Annotated in this window: 22 protein-coding genes, 1 tRNA gene and 1 pseudogene; 10 read left to right on the top strand and 14 right to left on the bottom strand. The window is 61.5% G+C overall.

The window, feature by feature from the left end:
* The first annotated feature begins 43 nt into the window (after window positions 1-43).
* Window positions 44-1,618 (top strand): DNA-directed DNA polymerase II small subunit, encoded by a 1,575-nt coding sequence (locus tag ACAH01_RS00770; protein WP_170093068.1) that lies wholly within the window; start codon window positions 44-46, stop codon window positions 1,616-1,618.
* Between the two features lie 55 nt (window positions 1,619-1,673).
* Here ACAH01_RS00770 and ACAH01_RS00775 read toward each other — a convergent pair whose 3' ends face one another.
* Together ACAH01_RS00775 and ACAH01_RS00780 are read right to left on the bottom strand one after the other, a co-directional pair.
* Complete coding sequence (locus ACAH01_RS00775) at window positions 1,674-2,393, bottom strand: ABC transporter permease subunit (protein WP_372479923.1); 720 nt, start codon at window positions 2,391-2,393, stop codon at window positions 1,674-1,676.
* Between the two features lie 80 nt (window positions 2,394-2,473).
* Window positions 2,474-3,445 carry an ATP-binding cassette domain-containing protein gene (locus tag ACAH01_RS00780; RefSeq protein WP_372479924.1) on the bottom strand — a complete coding sequence of 324 codons (972 nt, stop codon included), beginning with the start codon at window positions 3,443-3,445 and terminating at the stop codon, window positions 2,474-2,476.
* A 306-nt stretch (window positions 3,446-3,751) separates the two neighbouring features.
* Here ACAH01_RS00780 and ACAH01_RS00785 point away from each other — a divergent pair, with 306 nt between their 5' ends.
* Window positions 3,752-5,047: an O-acetylhomoserine aminocarboxypropyltransferase/cysteine synthase family protein gene (locus tag ACAH01_RS00785; RefSeq protein ID WP_372479925.1), complete on the top strand. Its 1,296-nt coding sequence runs from the start codon at window positions 3,752-3,754 to the stop codon at window positions 5,045-5,047.
* A gap of 733 nt (window positions 5,048-5,780) precedes the next feature.
* Here the strand turns inward: ACAH01_RS00785 and ACAH01_RS00790 are convergent.
* Both ACAH01_RS00790 and serB read right to left on the bottom strand, forming a co-directional pair.
* Window positions 5,781-6,257 carry a hypothetical protein gene (locus ACAH01_RS00790; RefSeq protein ID WP_372479926.1) on the bottom strand — a complete coding sequence of 159 codons (477 nt, stop codon included), beginning with the start codon at window positions 6,255-6,257 and terminating at the stop codon, window positions 5,781-5,783.
* Window positions 6,258-6,306: 49 nt separating this feature from the next.
* Window positions 6,307-6,939 carry a phosphoserine phosphatase SerB gene (gene serB, locus ACAH01_RS00795; protein ID WP_372479927.1) on the bottom strand — a complete coding sequence of 211 codons (633 nt, stop codon included), beginning with the start codon at window positions 6,937-6,939 and terminating at the stop codon, window positions 6,307-6,309.
* Window positions 6,940-7,135: 196 nt separating this feature from the next.
* Between serB and ACAH01_RS00800 the strand changes: the two are divergent.
* A pseudogene (locus ACAH01_RS00800) lies at window positions 7,136-7,770 on the top strand (IS6 family transposase).
* Window positions 7,771-7,949: 179 nt separating this feature from the next.
* On the opposite strand, the gene ACAH01_RS00805 reads toward ACAH01_RS00800, so the two are convergent.
* The 5 genes from ACAH01_RS00805 to ACAH01_RS00825 all read right to left on the bottom strand — a co-directional run bounded on the left by ACAH01_RS00805 (window position 7,950) and on the right by ACAH01_RS00825 (window position 14,005).
* Window positions 7,950-8,609: a hypothetical protein gene (locus ACAH01_RS00805; RefSeq protein WP_372479928.1), complete on the bottom strand. Its 660-nt coding sequence runs from the start codon at window positions 8,607-8,609 to the stop codon at window positions 7,950-7,952.
* Between the two features lie 217 nt (window positions 8,610-8,826).
* Complete coding sequence (locus ACAH01_RS00810; RefSeq protein WP_372479929.1) at window positions 8,827-9,627, bottom strand: transposase; 801 nt, start codon at window positions 9,625-9,627, stop codon at window positions 8,827-8,829.
* A 524-nt stretch (window positions 9,628-10,151) separates the two neighbouring features.
* Window positions 10,152-12,350: an ATP-dependent DNA helicase gene (locus ACAH01_RS00815; RefSeq protein WP_372479930.1), complete on the bottom strand. Its 2,199-nt coding sequence runs from the start codon at window positions 12,348-12,350 to the stop codon at window positions 10,152-10,154.
* Between the two features lie 149 nt (window positions 12,351-12,499).
* Complete coding sequence (locus tag ACAH01_RS00820; RefSeq protein WP_372479931.1) at window positions 12,500-12,814, bottom strand: hypothetical protein; 315 nt, start codon at window positions 12,812-12,814, stop codon at window positions 12,500-12,502.
* Between the two features lie 219 nt (window positions 12,815-13,033).
* The gene (locus ACAH01_RS00825; RefSeq protein WP_372479932.1) at window positions 13,034-14,005 is read right to left on the bottom strand and encodes a cation diffusion facilitator family transporter; all 972 of its coding nucleotides are present in this window, start codon (window positions 14,003-14,005) and stop codon (window positions 13,034-13,036) included.
* Window positions 14,006-14,057: 52 nt separating this feature from the next.
* On the opposite strand from ACAH01_RS00825, the gene ACAH01_RS00830 reads away from it, so the two are divergent.
* On the top strand, window positions 14,058-14,561 hold the full coding sequence (locus tag ACAH01_RS00830) for a metallophosphoesterase (protein ID WP_170093056.1): 504 nt from the start codon (window positions 14,058-14,060) through the stop codon (window positions 14,559-14,561).
* Between the two features lie 152 nt (window positions 14,562-14,713).
* Here the strand turns inward: ACAH01_RS00830 and ACAH01_RS00835 are convergent, their stop codons facing one another.
* A complete protein-coding gene (locus ACAH01_RS00835; RefSeq protein WP_372479933.1) occupies window positions 14,714-15,388 on the bottom strand; it encodes an ArsR/SmtB family transcription factor in 675 nt (224 codons plus the stop codon).
* Between the two features lie 139 nt (window positions 15,389-15,527).
* Between ACAH01_RS00835 and ACAH01_RS00840 the strand changes: the two genes are divergently transcribed.
* The 3 genes from ACAH01_RS00840 (at window position 15,528) to ACAH01_RS00850 (ending at window position 18,006) form a co-directional block, all read left to right on the top strand.
* Window positions 15,528-15,653 carry a hypothetical protein gene (locus ACAH01_RS00840; protein WP_015761806.1) on the top strand — a complete coding sequence of 42 codons (126 nt, stop codon included), beginning with the start codon at window positions 15,528-15,530 and terminating at the stop codon, window positions 15,651-15,653.
* 38 nt (window positions 15,654-15,691) lie between these two features.
* Window positions 15,692-16,789 (top strand): aminopeptidase, encoded by a 1,098-nt coding sequence (locus tag ACAH01_RS00845; protein ID WP_372479934.1) that lies wholly within the window; start codon window positions 15,692-15,694, stop codon window positions 16,787-16,789.
* A gap of 194 nt (window positions 16,790-16,983) precedes the next feature.
* Window positions 16,984-18,006, top strand: coding sequence for a hypothetical protein (locus tag ACAH01_RS00850; protein ID WP_372480817.1), 1,023 nt, complete (start codon window positions 16,984-16,986; stop codon window positions 18,004-18,006).
* A 537-nt stretch (window positions 18,007-18,543) separates the two neighbouring features.
* Here ACAH01_RS00850 and ACAH01_RS00855 read toward each other — a convergent pair.
* The 4 genes from ACAH01_RS00855 to ACAH01_RS00870 all read right to left on the bottom strand — a co-directional run bounded on the left by ACAH01_RS00855 (window position 18,544) and on the right by ACAH01_RS00870 (window position 21,553).
* Window positions 18,544-18,647: transfer RNA gene (locus tag ACAH01_RS00855), tRNA-Arg, on the bottom strand.
* A 100-nt stretch (window positions 18,648-18,747) separates the two neighbouring features.
* Window positions 18,748-19,041, bottom strand: a complete 294-nt coding sequence (locus tag ACAH01_RS00860; RefSeq protein WP_153552019.1) for a hypothetical protein — start codon at window positions 19,039-19,041, stop codon at window positions 18,748-18,750.
* Between the two features lie 29 nt (window positions 19,042-19,070).
* The gene (locus tag ACAH01_RS00865) at window positions 19,071-20,138 is read right to left on the bottom strand and encodes a DUF373 family protein (RefSeq protein WP_372479935.1); all 1,068 of its coding nucleotides are present in this window, start codon (window positions 20,136-20,138) and stop codon (window positions 19,071-19,073) included.
* A 638-nt stretch (window positions 20,139-20,776) separates the two neighbouring features.
* Window positions 20,777-21,553, bottom strand: a complete 777-nt coding sequence (locus ACAH01_RS00870; protein ID WP_170093046.1) for an IclR family transcriptional regulator — start codon at window positions 21,551-21,553, stop codon at window positions 20,777-20,779.
* 194 nt (window positions 21,554-21,747) lie between these two features.
* On the opposite strand from ACAH01_RS00870, the gene ACAH01_RS00875 reads away from it, so the two are divergent.
* The 3 genes from ACAH01_RS00875 to ACAH01_RS00885 all read left to right on the top strand — a co-directional run bounded on the left by ACAH01_RS00875 (window position 21,748) and on the right by ACAH01_RS00885 (window position 25,094).
* A complete protein-coding gene (locus ACAH01_RS00875; protein WP_372479937.1) occupies window positions 21,748-22,848 on the top strand; it encodes an ABC transporter ATP-binding protein in 1,101 nt (366 codons plus the stop codon).
* A gap of 2 nt (window positions 22,849-22,850) precedes the next feature.
* Window positions 22,851-23,654: a creatininase family protein gene (locus tag ACAH01_RS00880; protein ID WP_208627508.1), complete on the top strand. Its 804-nt coding sequence runs from the start codon at window positions 22,851-22,853 to the stop codon at window positions 23,652-23,654.
* A 135-nt stretch (window positions 23,655-23,789) separates the two neighbouring features.
* The gene (locus ACAH01_RS00885; RefSeq protein WP_372479938.1) at window positions 23,790-25,094 is read left to right on the top strand and encodes a sugar ABC transporter substrate-binding protein; all 1,305 of its coding nucleotides are present in this window, start codon (window positions 23,790-23,792) and stop codon (window positions 25,092-25,094) included.
* Window position 25,095: the final 1 nt, after the last annotated feature.

A 25,095-nucleotide genomic window follows, 5' to 3' on the forward strand; every position in this document is an offset into this window, starting at 1 on the left:
CGGAGTTCGCTAGCCTTTTCTCGACTGGTGCCTAGCTGTCTGTGTGCCCCTGGAGACGCCGGCCCGACTCGTGAGCGAACTCGCCAGCCGTGGCTACAACGCCGAACGCGAGGCGGTGACGCTACTTGCCGACGCCGCCGATCCGGACGTGGCGCTCGACCGTGCACTGGAAACGATTCCCGAGGACACGCTCGTTCTCTCGGCCGATCACGTTCGAACGGCCCTGGAGAGCGAGCACGACGCTGACGGTGGCCGATCCGGGAACGAGACGGGCAGGGCCGACACGACGAACTCGCCAGATACGGACCCCTCCGTTTCGACTGGAACAGACCCCACCTCGTCGTCTGATTCCGGCGGGTCGACTCCAGTCGAAACGGAGGGGTCTTCGACGGTCCGCTCGTCCGATCCCGACCAGCGATCGATCGAGGTCCACAACGACATGACCGGTCAGTCGACCGGGACCGGCGAGTACTCGGATTTCGTCTCCGTCTTCCGGGACCGCTACGAGAAGCTCTCGAAGCAACTGCGCGGGCGCGTGAACCACCGTCCGACGAACGCGCTCGAACGGATGAGTGGCGGCGAGGAGGCGGCCATCGTCGGGATGGTCTCGGACATCCGCTCGACGGCCAGCGGTCACTGGCTGATCGAACTCGAAGACACCAACGGCACGTTCCCGTGTCTGGTGATGAAAGACCGCGCCATCGCCGACCTCGTGCAGGAACTGCTGTACGACGAGGTGATCGCCGTCGACGGGACGCTGGCCGACGACGGAGGAATCCTCTTCGTCGACTCGCTGCACTTCCCCGACATCCCACGGACTCACGATCCCTCGACGGCCGACCGGCCGGTTCAGGCGGCGCTGATCTCGGACGTCCACGTCGGCAGCCAGGAGTTCATGGCCGACGCCTGGCACCGCTTTGCCGACTGGCTCCACACCGAAGAAGCCGCCAAGGTCGAGTACCTGCTGCTGGCCGGCGACATGGTCGAGGGCGTCGGCGTCTACCCCGACCAGGACGAGGAACTGGACGTGGTCGACATCTACGAGCAGTACGAACGCTTCAGCGAGTACCTCAAGGAGATCCCCGGCGACATCGAGATCCGGATGATCCCCGGCAACCACGACGCCGTCCGCCTCGCCGAGCCCCAGCCGGCTTTCGACGAGGAACTGCGATCGATCATGACCGCCCACGACGCGCAGGTCCACTCGAACCCCTCGCTCGTCACGGTCGAGGGCGTCACGGTCCTGATGTACCACGGCGTCTCGCTGGACGAAGTGATCGCGGAGTTGCCCGACGAGAAGGCCAGCTACGACGAACCCCACAAGGCGATGTACCAGCTCCTGAAGAAGCGCCACGTCGCCCCCCAGTACGGCGGCCACACTCGCCTCGCACCGGAAGACCGGGACTACCTCGTCATGGAGGAGGTCCCCGACGTGTTCCACACCGGCCACGTCCACAAGCTCGGGTGGGGGAAGTACCACAACGTGCTGGCGATCAACTCCGGGTGCTGGCAGGCACAGACAGACTTCCAGAAGAGCGTCAACATCGACCCAGACGCCGGGTTCGCGCCGATTCTGGACCTGGACACGCTCGATATGACGGTGCGGAAGTTCGTCTAACGACTCACCGCGCAGATCGCTCGTAACGACGGTCGCGAGTACGCGACGGCCACAGCTATTCTACGTCGCTCCGGGAGAACCACCAGTAGCCGAGCAGAATAGGGCCAACGGCCCACAGCACCAGCAAAATGACACCCGTCTCCCAGCCGAGTACTGGCGGGGCCTGGACGGCGTCACCCGGTAGTGCCGACAGTGAGAGGCCGAACGCCCGGGGTGGTGCGAGACTGGAAAACAGCATCCACAGTGTCCCGTCGAGCGTCACGTCAAAGAGGTAGTTGGCGACGAACTGGACGAGCGGCGGAACTGCGTTCCACATAACGGTGAAGACGAAATACACCGAGATGACGGCGGTCATCGCCCGTGACCGCGTAGCGGTGGCCGCCGAGATACCGATGGCGACACCGACGTAGGACAGCGCGAACAGGCAAGTCAGTGCGGCAAAGCCCCACAGCATCCCGAGGTTCGGCTCCGGATACTCGACAAGCACCGCGACAGTTGCGAGGACGAACCCGACAAGTATCGAGAGGAGGACGATCCCCATCCGCGAGAGAATCTTCCCGACGACGACCTCACTCCGGGTGACGGGATAACCAAGCAGGAAGCGGATCGTGCCGGATTCTCGCTCACCGGCGACGGCGAGGTAGCCCGCGATCAGGGCAACCAGTGGCACAAACAGGATTGCGATCGCCCGCGCTATCTCGATTCCGGTGGGGACACTGGGCTCTGACGTGAGTGTGAGCCCCGCGAACACAGCGGTCACGAACAGCACGTACATCGACGCGACGCCCTGTACGAGCCGGGCTCGGCGAACGTCGAGAAAGTCTTGTGCGGCGACTGCACGCACGCGCGAGAGGTTCATCGAGCCACACCCCCGTCAGCTGTGGCGGGCTGGACTGTCTCGTCGGTCGCATCCGCAGTTTCCTCCGTCTGCTCACCGGTGACGATATTGAACAGCTCTTCGAGTGACGTCTCCTCGATCGTGAAGTCGGTAATCCGTCCCACGCGTTCGAGGGCGTTGATGACATCGACTTTCGAGCGGTCCGTCCGGCAGGTGACTGTGACGGTGGCCCCGTCGGTCGAGACGGCTCTGACGCCGTCGATGGCGTCAATCGTTCGTGTATCGGGAAGTGGATCGGCCATCGTCGCCGTCAGCACCGTTCCGGCACTCAGTCGGTCGCGAAGGCTGCCGACGGTGTCGACGGCGGCCATCTCTCCGCGCCGCATCATCCCGACGCGGTCTGAGACGGCCTCGACTTCCGGGAGGATGTGTGAGGAGAAAAACACCGTCGTGTCGTTCCGGACTTCCTCGCGGACGATCTCGCGCACGTCTTGCATTCCGGTCGGGTCGAGCCCGCTCTGTGGCTCGTCGAGTACCAGGAGGTCAGGCTCCCCGACGAGGGCGGTCGCCAGCGCCAGTCGCTGGGCCATCCCCGTGGAGTACCCTCCAGCCCGTCGGTCGGCGGCGTCGGCGATTCCGACCCGCTCTAGCAGCGCTTGTGGGTCGTCGTCGACGCCTTTCATGCGTATAGCGGACTCGACGTGCTCGCGACCAGTCAGACGGTCGTAGACGGAGACGTTCTCCGGAAGCACGCCGGTCCGTTCTCGGATAGCGCGAGACGCCTCGACCACGTCGTGGCCGAGGACTTTCGCTCCTCCACTCGTCGGGGACATGTAGCCAAGGAGGACGTTGATCGCCGTCGACTTGCCGGCACCGTTCGGGCCGAGAAAGCCAAAGACCTCTCCTTCTTCGACAGTGAAGGAGAGGTCCTCGACGGCTCGAACCTCACCGAAGCGTTTCGTCAATGCGGAGACCTCGATTGCGGGCATACGTGAGCACCGTCCCACGGTACCAGCATAAAATAGTCAGCAGAGCTTCTGGGTCGGAAACTCTCCCCGTGATGCCCGTCGAGTCGTACCCGTTCGACGGTTTTCCCCTCCATTGTCTCCGAATCAGACTCCAGTCGGGCGACGACTCGTCCCTCTCTCGAACGATGTCGAGGTGTCGACGTTCAGCGGTGAAGCTCGTTGTCGACCGCACGATATGCGGATAGTGTTGCCGACCGTCGCGCATCTCGGCGAATACACACGGCTGGGAGTGGTTATACAATCCCCCCGAAACAAAGACGAGTAGGTATGAGCGACGACGACCGCGGATTCGAGACCGACGCACTGCACGTGGGACAGGAGACGCCAGAATCTCACGCGAACGCTCGCGCACCCCCGATCTACCAGACGACCAGCTACGTCTTCGACGACGCCGAGGACGCGGCGGCCCAGTTCGCCCTCGAAAAGCCCGGCCACATCTACTCGCGGCTGATGAACCCGACCACGGGCATGTTGCAGGAACGCATCGCTGCACTCGAAGGCGGGGTCGGTGCGGTCGCGACCTCCTCGGGGATGGCAGCGCTGAACCTCGCGACGTTCCTGCTTGCCGACGCCGGTGACAACATCGTCACGGCGTCCTCGCTGTACGGCGGCACGTACACCTACTTCACTCACACCGCACCGCGCAACGGCGTCGAGGCCCGCTTCGTCGACACGCTTGACTACGAGGCCTACGAGGAGGCCATCGACGAGGACACGGCCTACGTCCACTGCGAGACCATCGGCAACCCCGCGCTCGTGACCCCGGACTTCGAGCGACTGGCCGAGATCGCTCACGACAACGGCGTCCCGCTGTTCGTCGACAACACCTTCGCGACGCCGTACCTCTCGAACCCGATCGAGCACGGGGCCGACATCGTCTGGAACTCCACGACGAAGTGGATCCACGGCCACGGCACCACCGTCGGCGGCGTCCTCGTCGACGGCGGGAGCTTCCCGTGGAGCGAGCACGCCGAGAAGTATCCCGAGATCGCCCAGGACAACCCCGCCTACCACGGGATCAACTTCGACGAGACGTTCGGCCCGGCGGGGCTCACCTACGCCGCCATCGCTCGCGGGCTCCGGGACATGGGCAACCAGCAGTCCCCCTTCGACGCCTGGAACACCATCCAGGGCCTCGAAACCCTCCCGGTTCGGATGGAACGCCACTGCGAGAACGCGATGGCCGTCGCCGAACACCTCCAGGACCACCCGGAAGTCTCGTGGGTCACCTACCCCGGACTCGACGATCACGAGACCCACGACAACGCCAGCGAGTACCTCGATGGCGGCTACGGCGGCATGATCACCTTCGGGCTGGAAGGTGGCTACGACGCCGCACGCGGCACGGTCGAGTCGACGGAGATCGCCTCGCTGCTGGCCAACGTCGGCGACGCGAAGACGCTGATCATCCACCCCGCGTCGACGACCCACCAGCAACTCACCGACGAGGAAAAGCAGGCTGCGGGCGTCACCAACGACCTCGTTCGCCTCTCCGTCGGCCTCGAATCCGCTGAGGACATCATCGCGGACCTCGATCAGGCCATCGAGCAGGCGACTCCATAGACATTAGAAGCTTGTGGGCCGAACCTAAAAACACCCTCTATAAGAACTTAAATAATATTATATAACGATAATTTCTGATAGCCTTCTATACTTAACAGATTCCCCGATCTCCTAAATTAGACCGAATGCAAGGACCCCCTTGTCCAGCATAATAACTAGTCTCTACCCATGGGTTTGAGTTAGCTAACGGAACACCAAATACCGGTTCTGTGTCGAATTGATCTTGGTACCTGGCCTCTAAGTATTCATGATTCCCTCCGCTGATATCCAGATCCCCGTCAGCAGAACTAGGGCTATATGAGACCATTCCAGAGATGTTTCTTGCATATGCATTTTGCTCGGCATTACTTATAGAACCCTCCGTTATCTCCACACCATCTCTACAAAATTCTTCTGTGAATTCAAGCTCGTAAATCCTCATTCACTGATTAAATATATAAAAATCCAAACTATTACGATAATCACTATCATCATGAAGATTGCTATCGGTGGGATGCCTATTGTTGCTGCCATATTATAAAATACTAGACGGGATGTTTATTTATTGTGGTGCGCATCGAATCAAGCTCTGTTGAGGTGGCTTTGGATTATTTAGAAACGGAATCACGCTACGATGGATGTTGAATAAGTCACGCTGCAGTATGCGTTGGCCGGCTTCCAGAACAATTTTCCGGATGGTCATCAGTCAGGAGTGTTCGTTTCGTGAAGCTGAATCAATCGTCTAATCAACCATCTAGAGCCCGCCCAGCACGCTCGCCGCGCCCGCCACCAGCGGGACCAGTACGAGCAGGTACACCGCCGCCGAGACGGCCCAGTCGCGGGTGATCGTCCGCACGCGCTGGCGGGCCAGTCCGGGACGAGGCAGGACGACCAGCGCGAAGAAGCCGACCATCAGGCCCAGCGTGACCGCCGCCGTCAGGAGGTAGGTCACCACGCCGTCCCCGAGAACGCTCCCGGCGAGCAACAGGAGCGTCACGTAGAGCGGGCCGGTGAGCCAGCCCGCGACGTGGTGGACCACGGCGGCGAGCCGTTTCGGCGCGGCGTCGGGGTCTCGCTCGGTCAGGACCCCGGACGCGACGAGGGGCGGCGTCTCGCCCTCCGGCAGGCGCGCCATCACCACGTCCATGACGCGGGTGGCGACGATCCCGGCGACGACACCGAACGCGATCAACAGCGGGACACCCAGCGACACCGACGAAATGGTCGTCATATCTCTCCTCGGGGCCGCCAGCGCCTTTGAACCGATACCAAACGAGGCCTTACAGCACGTCCTCGCCTTCCAGTAGATCGGCCAGTTCGTCCATCGTCTCGACGATCGTATCGCAGGACGGCGCGACGGCCGGCTTCGGGTCGAAGCCGACGGCGAGGCCGGCGACTTCCAGCATCGGGAGGTCGTTTGCTCCGTCGCCGACGGCGACGGTGTCGGCCCGATCCTCGCCGACGATGGTCGTCACGATGTCTAGGGCGTCGTCCTTGGTCCCCTCGATGAGTGGCCCCTCGACCGCGCCGGTGAGTTCGCCGTCGACGATCGGCAGGCGGTTGGCGACGATGGCGTCGACCTCGACCCCCTCGGCTTCGAGTGCAGCTTCGACGCCGCGCTCGAATCCGCCCGTGAGGATGCAGACGTAGACGCCGGCCTCCCGCAGGGCCTCGATCACGTCGGCCGCGCCCGGACGGAGTTGCACCTGCCCGAAGGCGTCGTCGGCCTGTCGCTCGCTGAGTCCCTCCAGCAGCGCACACCGCTGGTAGAGGCTCTCGGCGTACTCGATCTCGTCGTTCATCGCCCGCTCGGTGATCTCGGCCATGTCCTCGGCCGTGTCGTTCTGGTTGCCAAGCAGGACCGTCATCTCCGAATCGGAGAGTGTGCCGTCGAAGTCGAAGGCGACTAGCATTGCTCCGTTGTTCTGTGCGAGGGGTTTCAAAGGGTGCGATTCGGGATCGCGGGTCCACCATCTTCGTTTCCGGTGCAGTCACTCGGGTTCGAGTACACTTCGGCAGTCTATCGCCGACACCGCCACGGCTCCGCCCCGAACTGCGGTCGTGTTTAGTTAAGCGTGAAAAGTGAGGCGGACGGATTTCTTGGTTCCTATGCCAGAAATCAGCCGGCTCAGTGGTAGTAAAGAGTGGATTAATTTGGATTTTGTGGAGCGCGAACGGACACCCGAGCCAGCGATGGCGCTGGGTATTCAGTCCCACCTTGCGGGACTCTCGTTGTCGAATTCCGTCGATCTGCTCGAAACCCTGGGTGTCCAACGCAGTCGGAAAGCAATCCACGATTGGGTACAAAAAGCCGATCTACAGCCAGATTTTGGACGATCTCCGAATCTGGTTGCGGTGGATGAGACGGTGATTCGGATCAACGACCAGCAATTCTGGCTGTACGCCGCTGGCGATCCGGCAACAAACGATCTGCTTCACGTCCGGCTGTTTTCAACGACCACGACCGCTCTCACCGAAATCTTCCTCGGCGAATTGCAACAAAAACACGACGTTGAAACAGCCGAATTTCTCGTCGACGGTGCAACCCATCTTCAGGCTGCACTCCAACGAGCCGGACTGCGATTTCAGATATCTCGTCACGGAAATCGGAACGCTATCAAACGGATCTTCCGAGAGCTGAAGCGTCGAACCTCGTCGTTTTCGAACTGCTTCAGCACGTCGAACCGGAAACCGCCGAAAATTGGTTGCAAAGCTTCGCTCGATGGCACAATGCTGCTAACTAAACACTACCGCTCTTTGGTGTGGTAACCGTTTTATGACACCCTCACATAGGGGCAATCAAGGACTCCTGTTTCACGAAGAGGAAGAGTAGTTTCGGCACAACAGTACTCTCCCGTTTCAACACGGTTATTCTGATGACCTATTCCACTTTCCTCTACAGATTTGATAGAGCCGTCCAGGGCTACACGACAGGATTATCAACTTTAGCTTCCACCGAGCCCTCTTGCCAACCATCTATAGGGTTGTACCATCTAGCATCTAAATTGATGGTCCAAGAATGTATCACTCCAACCGGTGTGTTCCAGGGGGTATGTGCCTCTACGTAACCATCAATTGTAACTGCTTGAATAGTGTGAGTTGTTTCTAACCTACCATTACAGTCGTCGGTAGTTCCGAAATCTGCGGACTGCTCCAGTAGTGTAAGTTCAACCCCCCAATCACATTGGTCACCCGCACAGTGATGTATTTTAACATTGATAACTCCCCCTGGAAATCCCTTTATTGCCTTATCAAACGATACTACAATACTATCATTTGGACAGCCATCATGACCCTGAGTACTGATCTCCTGGTCGGATGTTCTTTTTACTTCCTGAAGATTGTATTTGCCATCATCTTTGATTGTGAACCAATCGGGGGTTTCCCTATTGCTCGTCACAAAGCCAGAGGTACCTTCGGCTACCGTCGGGTTATCACCTTTCCTTCTTCTACCATCCTTTGTTGTTCGATCTCCTTTCGCTGCTGCATTACTACTAGCGAATCCTAGCCCGATTCCGCTGGCAGCAAGCATTCGGAGAGTCTTTCGTCTGGTCAGTTCACTTGACTCTGGGTCTTCTCGCATTGCAATTTATTTAATAATATGGATGTATTTATACTTTTTGAATTTGATCTCAGATCATAATTTCTTCTTAAAGTTGTTCACGGAAATCGCTCTTAGCAAGCATTTCCTGTCTATTCTTCCAACAGTGATTGAAAAATAAGGTTAAATGGAGTTATATATTTCACAACGAATGTACTGCTGTCATTTTGAGTGTATTGAAGGTATCATAGAAGAGTTCTCATACGGTGATCACGGTACTTCCCGGATTGTCTCCGCGTTCGTAGTTGGTGATTGCGACGACGAGGCGAAGGCACAGCTCAAGAAACACTTGCGCTCGTGCGTGGACGCGGCCTCGGGCGTGCGTTTGCCCGAGGTCGCAGCCCTTGATTGATTCGTTGGTTCGTTCGACTCCTATCCGGCGATTATACGTCTTGTCTAGCGTCGATTGCTTCAGCTGAGTCCTCGCTGTGTTCTTCAATACGGTCTTCGACCCTGTACTCGATGTCTTTCGCGCGTTGTACGGGGCGACTGGCACGACCCCTGCGGCCAGCAGGTGGTCGTGCCAGTCGAGCGTGTCGTAGGCGCTATCACCGACCATCCAGATCGGCTTGGCGACGGCAAGCGCGTCACGTGTGAGGCGCATCGCCGTCTCTTCTGGTGCTTGCTTACTGTCTGTGAACTCTGCCGCAATCGGGATCTTTTGCCCGGTCGAGACGATCGTACAGCCGTAGCCGTAGTAGTACTCTTGGTCGGTTGGTTCGTAGCATTTCGACGCATCTTGATCGGCGGGCATCGCTCTCACATCGGTCGAATCGATGCAGTAGATCAAGTCGAGCAGGCCGCGGCGAGCGGCCTGCTCGACGAGGTGATCAAAGATATTGTCGACGACGTGTTCGAGGTCAGTGAGGAATCGATCGACTGCGTCTCTCGACGGCGGTCGATCGAAGCCACAGCCAAGCCAGACAACCGTATTGTGGAGCTCTCGTGCTAACAGGGCGGATACCGTAGATGTCCTTGTAGTAGCAGTGGAGGAAGTCACGCATCATCTCTGGTGGCTCGTGCTCTCGTGTTCGCCCCGTCTGCGCCGGGGCGAACACGTCGAACTCTTCGAGAAACTCGAAGGAGAGATGCTCAAACAGCGCTAGCGTCTCGGTCTCCGCGACATTGAAGAACGTCTCTACCGAAGGATCATCTTGCAGGGTTGCTGAGGCCATACCATCTCAGCATTCACCCTGCTCTTTGGTGTGGTAATCGTTCTATGACTCCCTCGAAGCGGAAGAGTGGCATTGGTACATTCACTCTTTCCGCTTCGCTTCCATCTTCAGAGCGACGCTATCCTATCGCTGTCTGCGGATTCAACAGAGCAGCTTGCTGGGAAATACCATGCCCCGTGGCTGTCGAACTGAGCTGGTGGCAATTCTGACCGGTTGGGTACCGATCGCTATCATGGCGCAGTCTGGAACTGTATTCATACTCCGTCTGAAATGTAGCGTGACCCGCTCGCGGGACCCCTCGAACAACGTGGGCACAGAAGCCGGACACTCATCTCACTCGCGTCCGTGCCTACGGCGTCGGCGGCGGGCCGTCGTACCCGTCCACGTCCTGGTAGAAGTTCAGCATCGCGAACTTGAGCTTCTCGGGGTCGATGTCGATCATCTCGGCCCGTTCCTCGGGCGGGAAGGTCCCCCGCACCGCGTAGTCGTGCATCTCCATCTCGGCGGCCTCCGTGTAGCGTCGATCGAGCAAGATTCGGACGCCGAAGTCGTCGGGCGAGCGAACGACGCGGCCAAGCGCCTGTCGGGTCTTGCGGATCGTCGGGATCTCGACGGCGTAGCGCCACCCGGCCTCCTCGTCGCCGCCGAAGCTCGTCGCGTAGGCGTTCTGGACGGCGTCCATCCGGTCGTCGAGGTGGGGGTAGGGGACGCCGACCACGACGACGGTGCGGGCGTCGTCGCCGTCGTAGCTCACGCCCTCGCCCAGCGTTCCCCACAGCGAGGTACAGAGCAGCGCGTCGTCGCGGTCGACGAACGACTCCCGGAGGTCTCGTGCCTGTGTCCCCGGTTCGTCGAGGTACTGCTGCCCGTCGACGTCGACTCGCTCGTGGTACCGTTCGGCCTCGGCGTAGCTCGGGAAGAAGGCCAGCGTGTTCCCGGGCGTCATCTGGGCGGCGTCTTCCAGCACGCCCGCGACGGCGTCCTGGGTCGCGGGGTCGTCGCGCTCGCTGGCGAACAGCGCGGGGCCGTCGACGGCGTAGGTCCGTCGGCGCTCCTCGGGGAACTGCTCGCCGTAAGCCATCGTCTCCGGGTCGGTCAGCCCGAGCACGTCCTGGGTCACGTCGAAGGGTCGCAACGTCGCGCTCATCAGCACCGACGCGTGCAGATCCGAGAAGAGGTCCCCGGTCACGTTCGAGGGGATGCAGGTGTACAGCTCTGCCCGGCCGTAGATGTCGCCGCTCTCTTCCCGGCGTCGGACACTCACCACGGGGTACTGTCCGAGGTCGTCGCTCTCTTCGAGCCACGCCGAGAGGAACTGGGCCGCCTGCAGGGTCTGGCACTCCTTGCGCGTATCGAGGTCGCCCTGCTTGAACGCCTCCTCGTACTGCTGGTCGAGTTCGCGCCCAAGATCGAGCGCCTGATCCAGTTCCTCGTGGAACCCCGGACCGCTGTACTCCTGGAGGAAGGCCAGCGTGAGGTCGTCCCGACGGTCGTCGTTGGCGATCGAGAGGTCGTACCAGTGGTCCTCGACCTGCTCGCGCTCGCCGAAGCCGAAGGCGTCGTCGTAGGTCGTCCGCAGCGCCCGCAGGAACGTCGAGAGCACGTTGTGGGCGTTCTCGCTCCGGCTATCGTCGCTCTCGGCCAGTTCGTCGATCGCGCTCTCGACGGTCGTCTCGGTGAGGGTCCGACGAGCGTGGTCGCGGGCGGCGTTCTCGACGTTGTGGGCCTCGTCGAAGACGGCGACCACGTCTTCCGGGTCCCGACCGAGCCACCGAAAGAACTGCTCGCGGATCATCGGATCGAGCAGGTGGTGGTAGTTACAGACGACCAGATCGACGCCTTCGATGCCCTCCTTGAGCAGTTCGTAGCCACAGAGCCCGCGGTCGTGGGCGTACTCGTACACGTCGTCGGGCGTGCGAACGTCCTCGTACAGCCAGGCGTAGAACTCGGTCGTGTCGACGGTGAGGTTCCGGTAGTAGTGATCGCAGATCGTCGCGTCGGTCTGTAGCTCTTCGAGTTCGTCCTCGACCGCCTGGAGCTCGTCCATGACGGCGTTGCGGGCCTCCAGCGCGTTCTCCTGACTGTCGTCGCCCAGAGCGTCGCCGTCGGCAGTAGCCTGGTCGAGTAGCTCGCTCTCCTGGCGTTCCAGCTCGGCTCGCTCCTGTTCTTTGTCGACCAGGTCTCGTGTGGTGTCCCGCAGCGCCTGACACTCCTCGTAGTCGACGTCGATGTGACACATCGACCCCTTGCCCCGGAAGACGACCGCGCGGATCGACTCCTGGGCGGTGATCGCGCGGGCGTCTGCGACGAACTGACGCATCTGCTGGTGGACGTTGGTCGTGATGACGACGGTCTTGTCTGCCTGCCGGGCGTACTCCAGTGCCGGCACGAGCGAGGCCAGCGTCTTGCCGGTCCCGCAGGCCCCCTCGAAGAGCACGTCACGACCGTCGGTCAGCGCGTCGTAGATGCCGCCCATCGCCTCGTGCTGGTGGTCGTAGGGCTCGTCGTAGGGGAAAAATCGCAGGTAGTCGTCGTCGGTCGTCGCCACGACACACTCTTGGCCGCTATTGGGCAAAAGGGTTCGGCCCTAGTAACGGATCGTGCTTCGTTTGACGCAGTGTGCTCGCTGGCGAAGGCCGTGACAGATCAGCAGTTGGTGATTGAAAGTATTTACCGCTCGTCCATCTTCGCTAGTCGCTACAATGCAGCAGTGTCTCTGGATGATCGTTTGATTGTCCACAGAGTATAGCCAAATCCCGCAACAACAACGGAAAGGAGCAGGTAGGTGAACTGTCCACTGATCATTGCACCGGTAATGAGTGAGCCGAGTACCAACAAAACAACAGTATGCTCGTAGTTACTGCTCCGAAGCGAAACCGACATTGAGAGGATCCAGGCTGCAAGTACGAAGCCCGGTATGAGGCTCCCCTCTATGATTAGAAGGTATCCAAAGACGACTGCAGCTATTCCTGCTCCAATCACGTCTAGCGGTTCTATTTTTCGAATATCCATATGGTTTATATGAAAACTCACGTACATTAATCCTGCGGCAATAGACAAAGCGCTGTTCAGATAAGCGACCGAGCAATCCACTTTCGAGGCCTTCTCACCGAGGCATGAAGCCGCGCCTCCAAACAGTACACTCTTATCTCATACTGCCGGCTGTCACTTCGTGAATATCTCCGCCACCCCGGGGTGGCGAAATCATTCACAGATTTACAGCCGGTAGTATCAACTCTCCGGTTCGATGTAGATCCGCTGGATCCCCTCGTCGACCGCTCTGAGATCTTCCTGTAGCGTGGTGATATGCTCGTGGATCTCGTCGGTCGATAGGCCGTCCTCGAACGCCACGTCAGCGGTCAGCAGCACGTTCCGGGGACCGAAGTAGACGGTCCGGAAGTCCCTGATCTCTTCGACGCTTGCGTGGTCGGTGATGACCGAGCGCAACGCCGCTTCCTCGTCGGGCTGGAGGCTCTCGCCCAGCAGGAGCCGCTTGTTCTCCCAGGCCAGCGCCAGCGCGAAGCCCATCAGCATGATCCCGATCAGGAGTGCGGAAATCTGATCGAACACGGCGTTGCCGGTCGCCTGTTCGAGCGTGATCCCGACCAGTGCGATGACGATGCCAGCCAGTGCGATGGTGTCTTCGGTCAGGGCCGTCAGCGTCGTCACGTCACTGGTCTTGCGGAACGCTTCTCTGTAACTCGTCCAGTCGTTGGCCTGCATCTGGCGCTGCATCTCCGCACGGGCTTTGTACAGCGCCCACGTCTCGAAGACGAATGCCCCGATCAGAACCGTGTAGTTGACCCAGACCGGTTCGAGCCACGCCGGCGGCGTGTAGGTGAAAAAGAGCAGGTCGACTGCCTCACTGGCGTGGCCGCCACCACCGTGGCTGCCGCCGGTGAGCTGCTTCCAGCCGTGCTTTGCACTCTCCCAGCCGGCGATCCCGAAGAGCAACACCGAGACGAGGAAGCTGTAGAAGAACTGTGACTTGCCGTAGCCGAACGGGTGCTGTCGATCCCGACTGCGCTCGCTAAAGCGGATCCCGATCAGTAGAAACACCTGGTTCCCGGTATCGGAGATACTGTGGTACGTTTCCGACAGCATCGCCGCGCTCCCAGTCAGGAGGAACCCGAAGAATTTCAGAATCGCGATCGCACCGTTCGCGATCAACGCGGCAAGGACGACCGACTTGCTTCCAGCCATTGCTTGGGACTCATCTGGCCCCAACTAAGTGTTTCTGGAACGGAACTGCGGTATGCTCGCGATCATCTCGGACACGCACGGCACCGACGACCACCGACTCGGCGGCCGGACGCTTACGGCCGTCCGCGAGGCCGACACCGTAATCCACGCGGGCGATTTCACGACCGAAGCGGTGTACGACGCCATCACAGCCCAGGCGACCGAACTGGTCGCCGTCGCGGGCAACAACGAGGAGCCAGCGCTTCGGGACCGACTCCCCAGTACCGCGACCGTCGAGTGGCACGGGCTTCGCTTCGTCGTCGTCCACGGGCACGAACACTCGGCGACTGCGCTGTCGCTGCTCGCTCGGCAGGAGGCTGCCGACGTGGTAGTGGTCGGCCACTCACACCGGCCAGAACTGTCGGATACGTCTGAATGGCTGCTCGTCAATCCGGGAAGCTACGCCGATCCCCGCCGGTATCGGCCCGCACACGCCGAACTCGTGGACACTGGTGGAGCGTTGCGAGCGACGTTGTACGAGCCCGACGGAACAGTGATAACGGAGGTGTGCCAGTGACGGGGGCCAGCGTCGACGGAATCGTGTGCCAGTCTGGTCGTGGTCCGTCCGATGGGTCGACGCACACGTTAGTACACACCAGGGGTAAAAAGAGACGACGGTAAGACAAAGAGCCGTTTGACAGATCCACGCAGGTGGGTCAAGCGATCGTTTTACCGATCAACGTACCAGACTGCGAACACTGCGGCGAGGACGACACAGCCGCCCGCGAAAAACGCTGCCCCGGGTGGAACGGCGTTTACAGCCGCCTGCGCACCACTCTGTGCGACGGTGCCGCCGTCGGCTGCGACCTGTCCCGCGCTCTCTGTCACGCTCCCGGCAGAACCAGACGGCAGATAGCTGCTCCCCGGCTGTCCCGTGCCGGCACTCCCCTCCTGGACACCGCTTCCCAGCAGCGATCGACCCAGCAGCTCCTGGACGAACAGGCTGAGGACCCCCACGACGGCGACCCCGCCGAGCAGACTCGTCACGGCGCTGCGCAGTCCCGAGGTCTCCTGTTCGTCGCCCGCACAGATGACCAGCGGCTGGTCTGCGGGCGCGTACACGTCCATCTCTCGTCCCTTCTCGGAGTAGGCCGTGTCGGCGACCTCCACTGCACCGGCCGTTTCGAGCTTCTCCAGGTGGTACTGGGCGTTCTGGAGGGAGGTGTCGACGCGGTCGGCGAGTTCGCCAGGCGGGGCCGGCTCCTGGTGTAGCTCCGCGAGCAACTTCCGGGCGGTCGCCGCCGACAACGCCGAGAGCACGTCGTCGGCGTCATCACTGTCGACCGAGATCACCCGAGGGTCCGCGTCGGTGACTGCGGGGTCTTTCGAGGGGAGCAGTGACATGCATTCTGGGTACGTACTACGACCGTATGAGTCTTTACCATACATCAAAGAGCTATTTTACAGACGCGAAAACCGGTCGAGCGGCCCGATTTCCGGACGTGCCGAAACGACTTTGGTCGGCCGGCTACAACGGCCGGCCATGCCCGGTTGGGAAGTGTACGCGATACTGGCGGTCCTGCTCCTGTTGGTCTTTTTCCTCTACCTGATGGTTCGTCGAACGGTGACGGGGTTCAAAGAGGGGATCAAAGAGAGCCAGCGCAAGTAGACGAAAGTTGTTAGTTCACGCACTCGGTGGCTGTCGACATGGACCCACGTGTCCGCGAACACGCAGAGATCGTCGCAGACCACTCCGTCGAGCTGCAGGCCGGTGACGACGTCGTCATCGACGCCCACCCCGACGCGGCGGACCTCGTGACGGCGCTCCACGAGGTGATCGCCGACCGCGGCGCGAACCCACTCACCGTCCAGGACCGCCTCGGTGCCCGCTTCCGACGCGCGTACCTCCGCAACCACGACGGCGACTTCGAGACGCCGGCACACGTCCAGGCGCTGTACGACGAGATGGACGTGTACATCGCCATCCGCGGCGGCGGCAACGCCACCGAGACCAGCGACGTCGACCCCGAGACGACCGCCGCCTACCAGCAGGCCCAGCAACCGCTGCTCGACGAACGCCTCTCGAAGCGCTGGTGTCTCACCCAGTACCCCGCCCAGACCAACGCCCAGCTGGCCCAGCTCAGCACGGCGGGCTACGAGAACTTCGTCTGGGACGCAGTCAACAAAGACTGGGACGCCGTCCGCGAACACCAGTCCCAGATGGTCGAGATCCTCGACCCCGCCGACGAGGTCCGGATCGTCTCGGGCGACACCACCGACGTGACGATGAGCGTCGCCGGCAACCCGACGATCAACGACTACGGCGAGCGAAACCTCCCCGGCGGCGAGGTCTTTACCGCCCCCGTCGCCGACAGCGTCGAGGGCGAAGTCCTGTTCGACAAGCCCCTGTACCACCAGGGCCGGGAAGTGACGGACGCCTTCCTCGAATTCGAGGACGGCCGCGTCGTCGACCACAGCGCGTCGAAAAACGAGAGCGTGCTGACCGAGGTCCTCGACACCGACGAGGGCGCACGCCGACTGGGCGAACTCGGTATCGGGATGAACCGCGACATCGACCAGTTCACCTACAACATGCTGTTCGACGAGAAGATGGGCGATACCGTACACATGGCCGTCGGCCGCGCCTACGACGACACCGTCGGCGAAGACAACGAACAGAACCAGAGCGCCGTCCACGTCGACATGATCGTGGATATGTCGGAAGACTCGTACATCGAGGTGGACGGTGAGCGCGTCCAGGAAGATGGGACGTTCGTCTTCGAGGACAGCGAGATCGCGCAGTAACTAACCGAAACCCTGCACGGCTGGTCCAGCGAAGCCGGAGATACGATCCGTTTGGACTTTAGAGATCGAGACGCCAACGGCACCTGAACCATTACCAGCTTTCGTTGGAGAGATCGCACTCCGAGATGTGTTCTGGTTCGAATATTGTTTCTGGAATACAAACACTCATATTGTTACGACGAACTGGAAATAGCGTGTACGAGTTCAGCCCTGATGAAATCGACAGCAGTCGGGCCAATCACCAAGCGGTGATTCAGGACGCCGAAGATATCGACGCGAAGCGAATCGGGAACCTGGGGGAGATCGCGTTCGAGCAGTTCTGTCGAGAGTTCCTCCCGGCGGAAATGTGGGAGTGGATGAACGAAGACGCGCTCAGGCGATGTAATCCCGAGAGCTTCGCAGGCCACGATTTCGAGGTGTTTGGATACGAGATTGACGTGAAGACCTCCCGCGACGTGTCGGCCTTCCACCCGGAGAACCTGATCGAAAACGACGCAGACGACGACATTATCGTAATGGTCTGGCACCGGGACAACGAGGATAGTTTGATCATGCTGGGGTGGGAGCACGTCGACACCCTCAAATCGAAAGTCGAGACGGAACGGCGGTTCTCCGGTGATTCGCCAGCGAAGCTCGAACACCTCGCTGCTCGCCCGATGAACGACCTCCAGGACCTCGGGCCGAACACGGCGAACATGAACCAGACGCAGGAGAACCCATTCCAGCCGGGCGATCGCGTCGAAAAGCGAGCGGACGAAGACTCGTCGGTCGGGGTCGTCGTCGAGGTACTGCCGCCGGAGACGCAAATCGAGCTGTACGGGCAGGAACTCGACGGCGAAGGTGTCCGAGTCGCCTTCCCCAGCTCGCTCGACGAGGGACCGGGAGACTGGCGGGATATCGACCCGGCGCTGCTGTCGTCGTACTGCGACGATCAGGACATCAGCCTCTACACGTACAAGCACGAGAACCTGGCCTTCGCCGAGCGTCCGTTCACCGTCGGGGATTACGTCGTCAAGTCTTCCCACGATGATCCAAACTACGCGGTCGTGGTGAGCGTCGACGACGATGAAGTGAGTGTCGTTTTCGAGGGACCCATCGGAGAGGACGTTTCTCCGGCGAACCTTTCCCAGCACTGTGACGACGAAGACCTGAAGCAGTACCAGTATGCTCCCGACGAGCTGGAGTTTACGACGCTCGACCAGCACCTCGACCGATAGATCGGCGGACAGCAGAATGGCTCAGCGCTGTAGGGTCCGATAGTTCTCTTCGACCTGTTCGACTGGTTCTTCGATTTCGCGACCACACGCCACACACTGGAGTTCGACCGAACGGAGTGAGGTCGTGCTCGGGAGACGGCGATGTCCGTCTCCCGGCGTCCGATCCGACTGCCGGGAAGGGTGACCACCTCGATCGTCGCATCACACCCAGCGGGGCAACGTAGCCATTCGTTCAGGGACATCGGATATGGATGGGTGAAAGGCTACTTCGCGCCGGCTCGTCCGAGTGTCGAACTCTTGTTGATCAGAATTGTTTCGGTTGACCACGCTTCGAGTAATACGGCACTATTCCTTCACACGATGGTCGGCACAATTCTGTCGTCTCCAGTTCTCGAATCCCGACGTAGTGTGAGTATCCGCCGAGCGAAGCGAGGCGGTTCGCTCCGAGCGCGCCGCAGGCGCGACTCGGAGAGTCTTTTTCATCGACGTTTTTCAAGGAGTGGTGCGCGGAGCGCACCCGACGCAGAAAAAGGTCGACGGGCACGGTGGGATTCGAACCCACGACCGTCGGATCGCTTCCACCGTCACGGGCGTGACGGCGTTAGAAGTCCGACGCTCTATCCGGACTGAGCTACGTGCCCTCGTCGCCGCGTACTCCCCGGGCGGTCAAAAGCGGTACGACTCGGACTGGCGGTCGTCGCGTCGTCCGGGGCGGTGCCCAGCGACGGGCGGTCGGGCGTCTCACCCCTCTTGGTCGATGTCTTCTTCGGCTTCGTCGGGGTGGATCCCGATCGCGTTGGTGGTCTCGACGGCGGCCAGTCCGTCGATGGCACAGACGTCGTCGACCTGCTGGTGTGGGACGCGCACTTCGAGTTCGCCGAACTGGAGGCGGCGCTCGACGGTCGCGTCGGCGGCCCGGGCGGCCGCGGCGACGGCGTCGGGATCGGTCTCGTCGTCGGGTTCGAGGACCAGCCCGACGGATTCCCCGTCGATGGGGTCGTCCCGGATCGACCGGACGGCTCTGGAGACGTACATGCCGGCAGCCTGGCACGCCAGGCGCTTGACTACACCGGATCGGCTCCTTGCCAGCGGGTCTCGGCGATGGCGAACGCGAGCGTGCTGCCCAGGCCGAGCAGCGTGCCGGCGGTCAGTGCCACGGCCAGTTCCTCGATCGTGGCCTTGCCGAGGAAGTAGGCGCTGACGCCGTAGAGGACGGCCGCGATCGACAGCACGTAGAAGGGGGCGTTGAGGTAGCGCCACTCGAAGCTGTCCGAGAGGTACTTGTCGGTGACGCGGCCGAAGCTACTGGTGATGCCGGCGGCGGCGAACCACCGGACGGAGCCGAAGACGAGGCCGGCGATGGCTTCGGCGACCGATTCGATGGCCATCGACTCGATGGTCTGGACGCCTCTGACGCCGCCGATGATCATCAGTGCCGCCGCGACGACGTAGGTGATCACCGTCACGCGCCCGGTGTACAGTCCCGAGCGGATGCGGTCGACGGTCCGATCCAGCGTCTCCTCGGCACCGAGACCGCGCGCGAGGACGTACAGGCCAAGCAGACCGGAGATGATCCCGATGGCCGATCCCGGCAGTTCGAGGAAGTTCGCGAGGATCGCCAGCGGATAGATCAAGAGCAAGATGCCCAGCGGCACGAGGATCGTCCCGCGGGTCTCCGGGTCGTCGAGCACCTGCTTGATCGTGTAGTACATCGATTCGAGGTCCTGTGCCTGGCGGACGACCACGCGGTGGACGCCGTCGATGTGGATTCGCGAGCGGATCACGGGCACTACCGACTCGTCCTGGGCACCGTCGGTCACGAGCAGTGCGCGCACGTCTTCGCTGGCGGTCAGCGATGCGAGTACCGTGTCGACCTCCTCGCCGACGGCGCGGTTGGCTGCCACGTCGCTCCCGTCGACGCCGGTGACGGCTGCCACCTCGACGGCCTCGTCGTCGATGGAGTCGTAGAGGTGGACGCCCTCGAACAGCACGTTCACGTCGGAGTCTTCGGGGTCGGCAGTCGCCAGTTCGACTGCGGCCGACTCGACGGCGTCGCGGCCGACGACGGGCGTCTCACAATCCGTCTTGCGGCCGAGGTCGTCGTCGAGGTCGACACACAGTATCAGCAGCATCGAGCGGGAGTACGAGGGGGATCCGTATAATCACTTTTGTCGGCCGTCGACAGTCACCCCGCCGTTATCGTCTCCGGTGACGGACGCATACACTGTCCCGGACTCTGTTGCGAGGCTGATTCTGCAAGCATGGGTGTCGGTTTCGTCGGTACAAGCGCCAAACAGTGGCTGGTGTGGCTATCACACGAAAGAGCGACCAGGCTTGTAGCGAAAGAACGACTATCGGCTGATGAAAAACCAGAACCTGGGGCCATAACTGAAGATATGGGAGCAAAATGCAAAATAGGGCCAATCCGATTAGAGATGCGTAAATTATGAACACGATTCCGGCGGTATAGTGGCAGGCGTGGCTGGGCCGACAGTGTAACGCTGAACTGACCCCTCGGCGGAACCAGGACCGCTCTCAGGGCACTGTGGCGGCATGTGGCTGTTTGCTCGCCAACGCAAGATGGTGTCGTCGTTCCGTGGCCTCTCCTTTGACATCGTCAAAAAAGTGCCGTGTTTATTTCACACCAAATATAGGTCGATATCGCTCTCCGAAATGAATACGACGATAAATAATTCATCTAACGACGGTACTACTGTTAATTATATTTCATTGTCAACACGGCCGTTTACCATTGGTGGATAGCGGTCACTCATGCGGACTGGAGGTTAATCTCGACGACGTTTGCGGCCTGCACGACGCGCTCCGGAATCTCGGCCTCGAACTGTTGGCCCTGCAGCCTGCTCGTCGGTGCCGAGAGACTGATCGCTCCGCGAATCTGACCCTCGTATCGGATCGGCGCACCGACGGCGCGCAACCCCGACATCTGCTCTTCGTCGTTCTGTGCGAATCCCTGCTGTCGGACGGCTTCGAACTCTTCGCGCAGTGACGCCTCGTCGGTCGTCGTCTGTGGCGTCCGCTCGGCGAACTCGTAGTTCGTGAGAATCTCGTCGCGCCGCTCTGGCGGTGTGTGGGCCAGGATCGCTTTGCCGGCGGCAGAGCAGTGGAGGTTCCTGCGGGGGTGGCCCTTGTTTTCTTCGTACAGCGTCTCCCCGACGGCATCTGAACCGAACCGCTCGTACAGCGGGATTTCGCGGCCGTGGCTCTCGACCACGAGGTGGCTGGCCTCACCGGTCTCCTGCGCCAATTCGTCGACCTCCGACTTGCCGACCCGGTAGAGCCGGGACTGGCTTCTGACGTACTCACCGAGTGGCACTGCGAACAGTCCGACGTGGTACTCTCCGTCCCTGCTTTGGATGTATCCCCGGTCTGCCATCGTCGCGAGGTAGGTGTGGGTCGTGCCCGGTGAGCGACCGATCCGGTCGGCGACTTCCGTCACCGTCGCGCCTCCCGAATCGCGTAACACTTCGAGGATGTCGAACGCCAGTTCCACCGACTGGATTCGTCGTGGCGTCCGGTCGTTCGTCATGTTACTCTGTACCACTTCACCGGTTGTAAAGTTTGTCATTGTCAAATGTACTTTGTGGGTTGTTCTCACGCGACGGTAGACGGCGCTCTCCGCTGTTTTACCGTGGCTTCATCGTGTGGTGGCACGCTTGCGGCCGCTCTCTAGATCGCCGATAGATTTTTTAACCATAGTAACGCAGGGTGGTGTACGTCGCCATGAGCAAGGTACGTCTCTCTGATGTCACAAAGGTGTACGACGATCTTCTGGCAGTCAAGGAGATCGATTTCACCGTCCGGGACGGGGAATTCCTCGTGATGGTCGGTCCGTCCGGCTGTGGGAAGTCCACGACGCTCCGGATGATCGCGGGGCTCGAAACGATCACCGCGGGCGAGATCGAGATCGGCAACCAGGTCGTCAACGACGTCCGGCCACAGGACCGCAACATCGCGATGGTGTTCCAGAACTACGCGCTGTATCCCCACATGAGCGTTCGGGAAAACATGTCCTTCGGGCTGCGTCTCTCCGATGAGTACGAGGACGCCGAGATCGACGAGCGGGTGACCGACGCCGCCGATCTCCTCGAAATTCCGGAGCTGCTCGATCAGCTCCCCAAGCAGCTCTCTGGCGGCCAGCAACAGCGCGTGGCGCTGGGACGCTCCATCGTCCGAGACCCCGACGTGTTCCTGATGGACGAGCCGCTCTCGAACCTCGACGCCAAGCTGCGGACCCAGATGCGCACCGAACTCCAGCGCATCCAGGAGGAACTGGGCGTGACGACGATCTACGTCACCCACGACCAGACCGAAGCGATGACGATGGGCGACCGCATCGCCATCCTCAACGACGGCGAACTTCAGCAAATCGCCGAGCCGGAGGTGTGTTACGACCGCCCGAACAACAAGTTCGTCGCGGGGTTCATCGGCTCGCCGAGCATGAACTTCTTCGAGGTCGACGTGACCGAAAGCGGCGACGGCGTCCACCTCTCGGGCAACGGGTTCGAGACGACGCTCGGGGTGTCTCTCGACGACGGTGCCTACACCCTCGGCGTCCGCCCCGAGGATCTGACTGTCGGCACCGACGAGGGCCACCTCGAAGCCGTCGTCGACGTCGTCGAGCCGATGGGCTCGGACAACTTCCTCTATCTGCACCCGCCCGAGGGCGACGGCGAGATCATCGCTCGCGTCGACAGCGAGTACCACCCCGATCCCGGTGAGACGGTTGCGCTGGGCTTCGACATCGAGGACATCCACTTCTTCGACGAGACGGGCGATCGCGTCCCGATCGACGACGAACCCGAAGCGATCCCGACAGCCTGATCATGCTCTACGATTCAATCGGCGCGACCGACAGCGAGTGGGCCGGCAAGCCGTACGCCGAGATTCGCGAGGTCGCCGACAGCGACGGCTCGGTCCTCGTCGTCCCGGTGGGGAGCATCGAACAGCACGGCCACCACCTCCCGGTCGCGACGGACACCATCCTCGTCGACGCGGTCGTCCACGGTGGCACCGAACAGACGGGCGACGACGTCCCCGTCCTCGTGACCCCGACGGTCTGGACGGGCTTTTCGCCCCACCACCTCTCGTTCGGTGGGACGCTGTCGCTTGAACTCGACCACCTCCGTGCGGTGCTCGAAGACGTAGCGCTGACTGGCATCCAGAACGGCTTCGACGCCGTCTGTTTCGTCAACGGCCACGGCGGCAACGCGGCGCTCGTCGACGCCGTCGTCAGCACCGTCGGCACCGAGACCGACGCCGAGGTCCTCGGGACGACGTACTTCACGCTGGCCACCGACGAGGTGGGAGCGCTGCGAGACAGCGAGGACGGCGGGATGGCCCACGGCGGCGAGTACGAGACTTCGTTGATGCTCCACTTGCGGCCCGACCTCGTCGCCGACGCCGCGAAGCGCGAGGGCACTCTCTGGGACGAACACTACGAGTGGAGCGGCGGCGACCTCCTGGATGGCGGTCCAGTCTCGGTGTATCGGTCCTTCGACGAGTACTCCGAGTCGGGTGCCATCGGCGCGCCGGAACTCGCCAGCGCCGAGAAGGGGGCTCGAATCTACGACGCCGTCACGAGCGAACTCGCCGCCTTGCTGGTCGCGATCCACGAACACAACGCGTGACCGATTGTTGGCCGTTGTTTTTAATAATCGACCCTGATAAATCGGCGGATTTATATACTATCGAGTGAACAATGCTGTCAGATGCCGAGCGAACAACCAGACTCACTTTCCGACGGACGTATCGACCGACGACGAATGCTCGAAGCCATCGGTGCCGGCGGCCTCATCGCCATCTCCGGCTGTATGGGCGACGGCGGCGGTGACGGCGGCGACGGTGGAAGCGACGGCGGAGACGGCGGCGACGGTGGAAGCGACGGCGGAGACGGCGGCGACCAGCAGACCATCCAGTTCCTGACGATGGGGGTCGGCGACAACATCGCCGAGTTCTTCGAGAAGAACAACGCGGCCTTCGAAGAGGAGTACGGCGTCACGATGGACTTCACGAGCGTCACCTGGGACAACGCTCAGCAGACGGTCAACAACCGCGTCGACGGCGGCGAGGCACCCGACGTGGCTCGCTGGCCGGCCCGCTGGATCCCCCAGCTCGTCGGCAAGGAAGCGCTCGTCCCCATCACCGACATGATGGAAGGCGAGTTCGGCGACCAGTTCTACCAGGGCATGGCAGACGGCTGTACGTACCAGGGCGAGTACTACGCCGCTCCGTGGGCTGCCTCGAACAAGTGCTTCTACTACAACAAGGACGTGTTCGAGGCGGCGGGCCTCGACCCGGAGGACCCCCAGCTCGACACCTGGGACGACATGCTCTCGGCGGCCCAGACGATCACCGAGGAGACCGACACCCCCGCACTGGGACTGGCCGGTGCCGACGCCATCGAGACCGGCTCGCAGTACTACCACTACCACTGGTCTCACGGCGCGGACCTGATCGACGACGAGGGCCAGCCGGTCGTCAACTCCGACGAGGGCGTCGAGGCGCTGAGCTTCTACTCGGACCTGCACCTCGAACACGGCGTCACCCAGTCCTCGCCGCTGTCCTCGACGCGCCAGGACATCCGCCAGCTGTTCGAGTCGGGCTCGCTGGGCATGGTCATTGCTCACGTCTATACGGGAATCAACATCGACGACAGCGACGCCGACTTCGACTACGGCATCGCACAGGTGCCCGAGGGGCCCGCTGGCCGCTACAGCCTGAACACCATCGACGGCATCTCGATCTTCGCCCAGACGGAAGTCGAGGACCTCGCCCGAGATCTGCTGCGGTTCTACTTCGACGAGGACCGCCACTTCGAGTACGCGAGCAGCAAGGGGTTCATGCCGACGGTCGAGGCGGTCGGCGAGCGTGACTACTTCCAGGACTCGGAGAACTGGGCACCGTTCATCGAGGCCGGTCAGTACGCTCGTGCTCGGCCGAAGCTCTCGAACTTCAACGAGTTCAACAACCGCATGGTCCAGGCGATCCAGGAAGCGCTGGGCGACCAGAAGTCCCCCCAGCAGGCCCTGGACGACGCACAGGCGGACCTCGAAGAGATGATGCAATAAC

Source organism: Halomicrobium sp. HM KBTZ05 (genome assembly GCF_041530035.1).
Lineage (GTDB): Archaea > Halobacteriota > Halobacteria > Halobacteriales > Haloarculaceae > Halomicrobium.

Bases quoted from the DNA above. Each gene is read 5' to 3' on its own strand.
- ACAH01_RS00775 (WP_372479923.1), bottom strand. From the start codon at position 2,393: ATGTACGTGCTGTTCGTGACCGCTGTGTTCGCGGGGCTCACACTCACG.
- ACAH01_RS00780 (WP_372479924.1), bottom strand. From the start codon at position 3,445: ATGCCCGCAATCGAGGTCTCCGCATTGACGAAACGCTTCGGTGAGGTT.
- ACAH01_RS00785 (WP_372479925.1), top strand. From the start codon at position 3,752: ATGAGCGACGACGACCGCGGATTCGAGACCGACGCACTGCACGTGGGA.
- ACAH01_RS00790 (WP_372479926.1), bottom strand. From the start codon at position 6,257: ATGACGACCATTTCGTCGGTGTCGCTGGGTGTCCCGCTGTTGATCGCG.
- serB (WP_372479927.1), bottom strand. From the start codon at position 6,939: ATGCTAGTCGCCTTCGACTTCGACGGCACACTCTCCGATTCGGAGATG.
- ACAH01_RS00805 (WP_372479928.1), bottom strand. From the start codon at position 8,609: ATGCGAGAAGACCCAGAGTCAAGTGAACTGACCAGACGAAAGACTCTC.
- ACAH01_RS00820 (WP_372479931.1), bottom strand. From the start codon at position 12,814: ATGGATATTCGAAAAATAGAACCGCTAGACGTGATTGGAGCAGGAATA.
- ACAH01_RS00825 (WP_372479932.1), bottom strand. From the start codon at position 14,005: ATGGCTGGAAGCAAGTCGGTCGTCCTTGCCGCGTTGATCGCGAACGGT.
- ACAH01_RS00830 (WP_170093056.1), top strand. From the start codon at position 14,058: ATGCTCGCGATCATCTCGGACACGCACGGCACCGACGACCACCGACTC.
- ACAH01_RS00835 (WP_372479933.1), bottom strand. From the start codon at position 15,388: ATGTCACTGCTCCCCTCGAAAGACCCCGCAGTCACCGACGCGGACCCT.
- ACAH01_RS00840 (WP_015761806.1), top strand. From the start codon at position 15,528: ATGCCCGGTTGGGAAGTGTACGCGATACTGGCGGTCCTGCTCCTGTTG.
- ACAH01_RS00845 (WP_372479934.1), top strand. From the start codon at position 15,692: ATGGACCCACGTGTCCGCGAACACGCAGAGATCGTCGCAGACCACTCC.
- ACAH01_RS00860 (WP_153552019.1), bottom strand. From the start codon at position 19,041: ATGTACGTCTCCAGAGCCGTCCGGTCGATCCGGGACGACCCCATCGAC.
- ACAH01_RS00865 (WP_372479935.1), bottom strand. From the start codon at position 20,138: ATGCTGCTGATACTGTGTGTCGACCTCGACGACGACCTCGGCCGCAAG.
- ACAH01_RS00870 (WP_170093046.1), bottom strand. From the start codon at position 21,553: ATGACGAACGACCGGACGCCACGACGAATCCAGTCGGTGGAACTGGCG.
- ACAH01_RS00875 (WP_372479937.1), top strand. From the start codon at position 21,748: ATGAGCAAGGTACGTCTCTCTGATGTCACAAAGGTGTACGACGATCTT.
- ACAH01_RS00880 (WP_208627508.1), top strand. From the start codon at position 22,851: ATGCTCTACGATTCAATCGGCGCGACCGACAGCGAGTGGGCCGGCAAG.
- ACAH01_RS00885 (WP_372479938.1), top strand. From the start codon at position 23,790: ATGCTCGAAGCCATCGGTGCCGGCGGCCTCATCGCCATCTCCGGCTGT.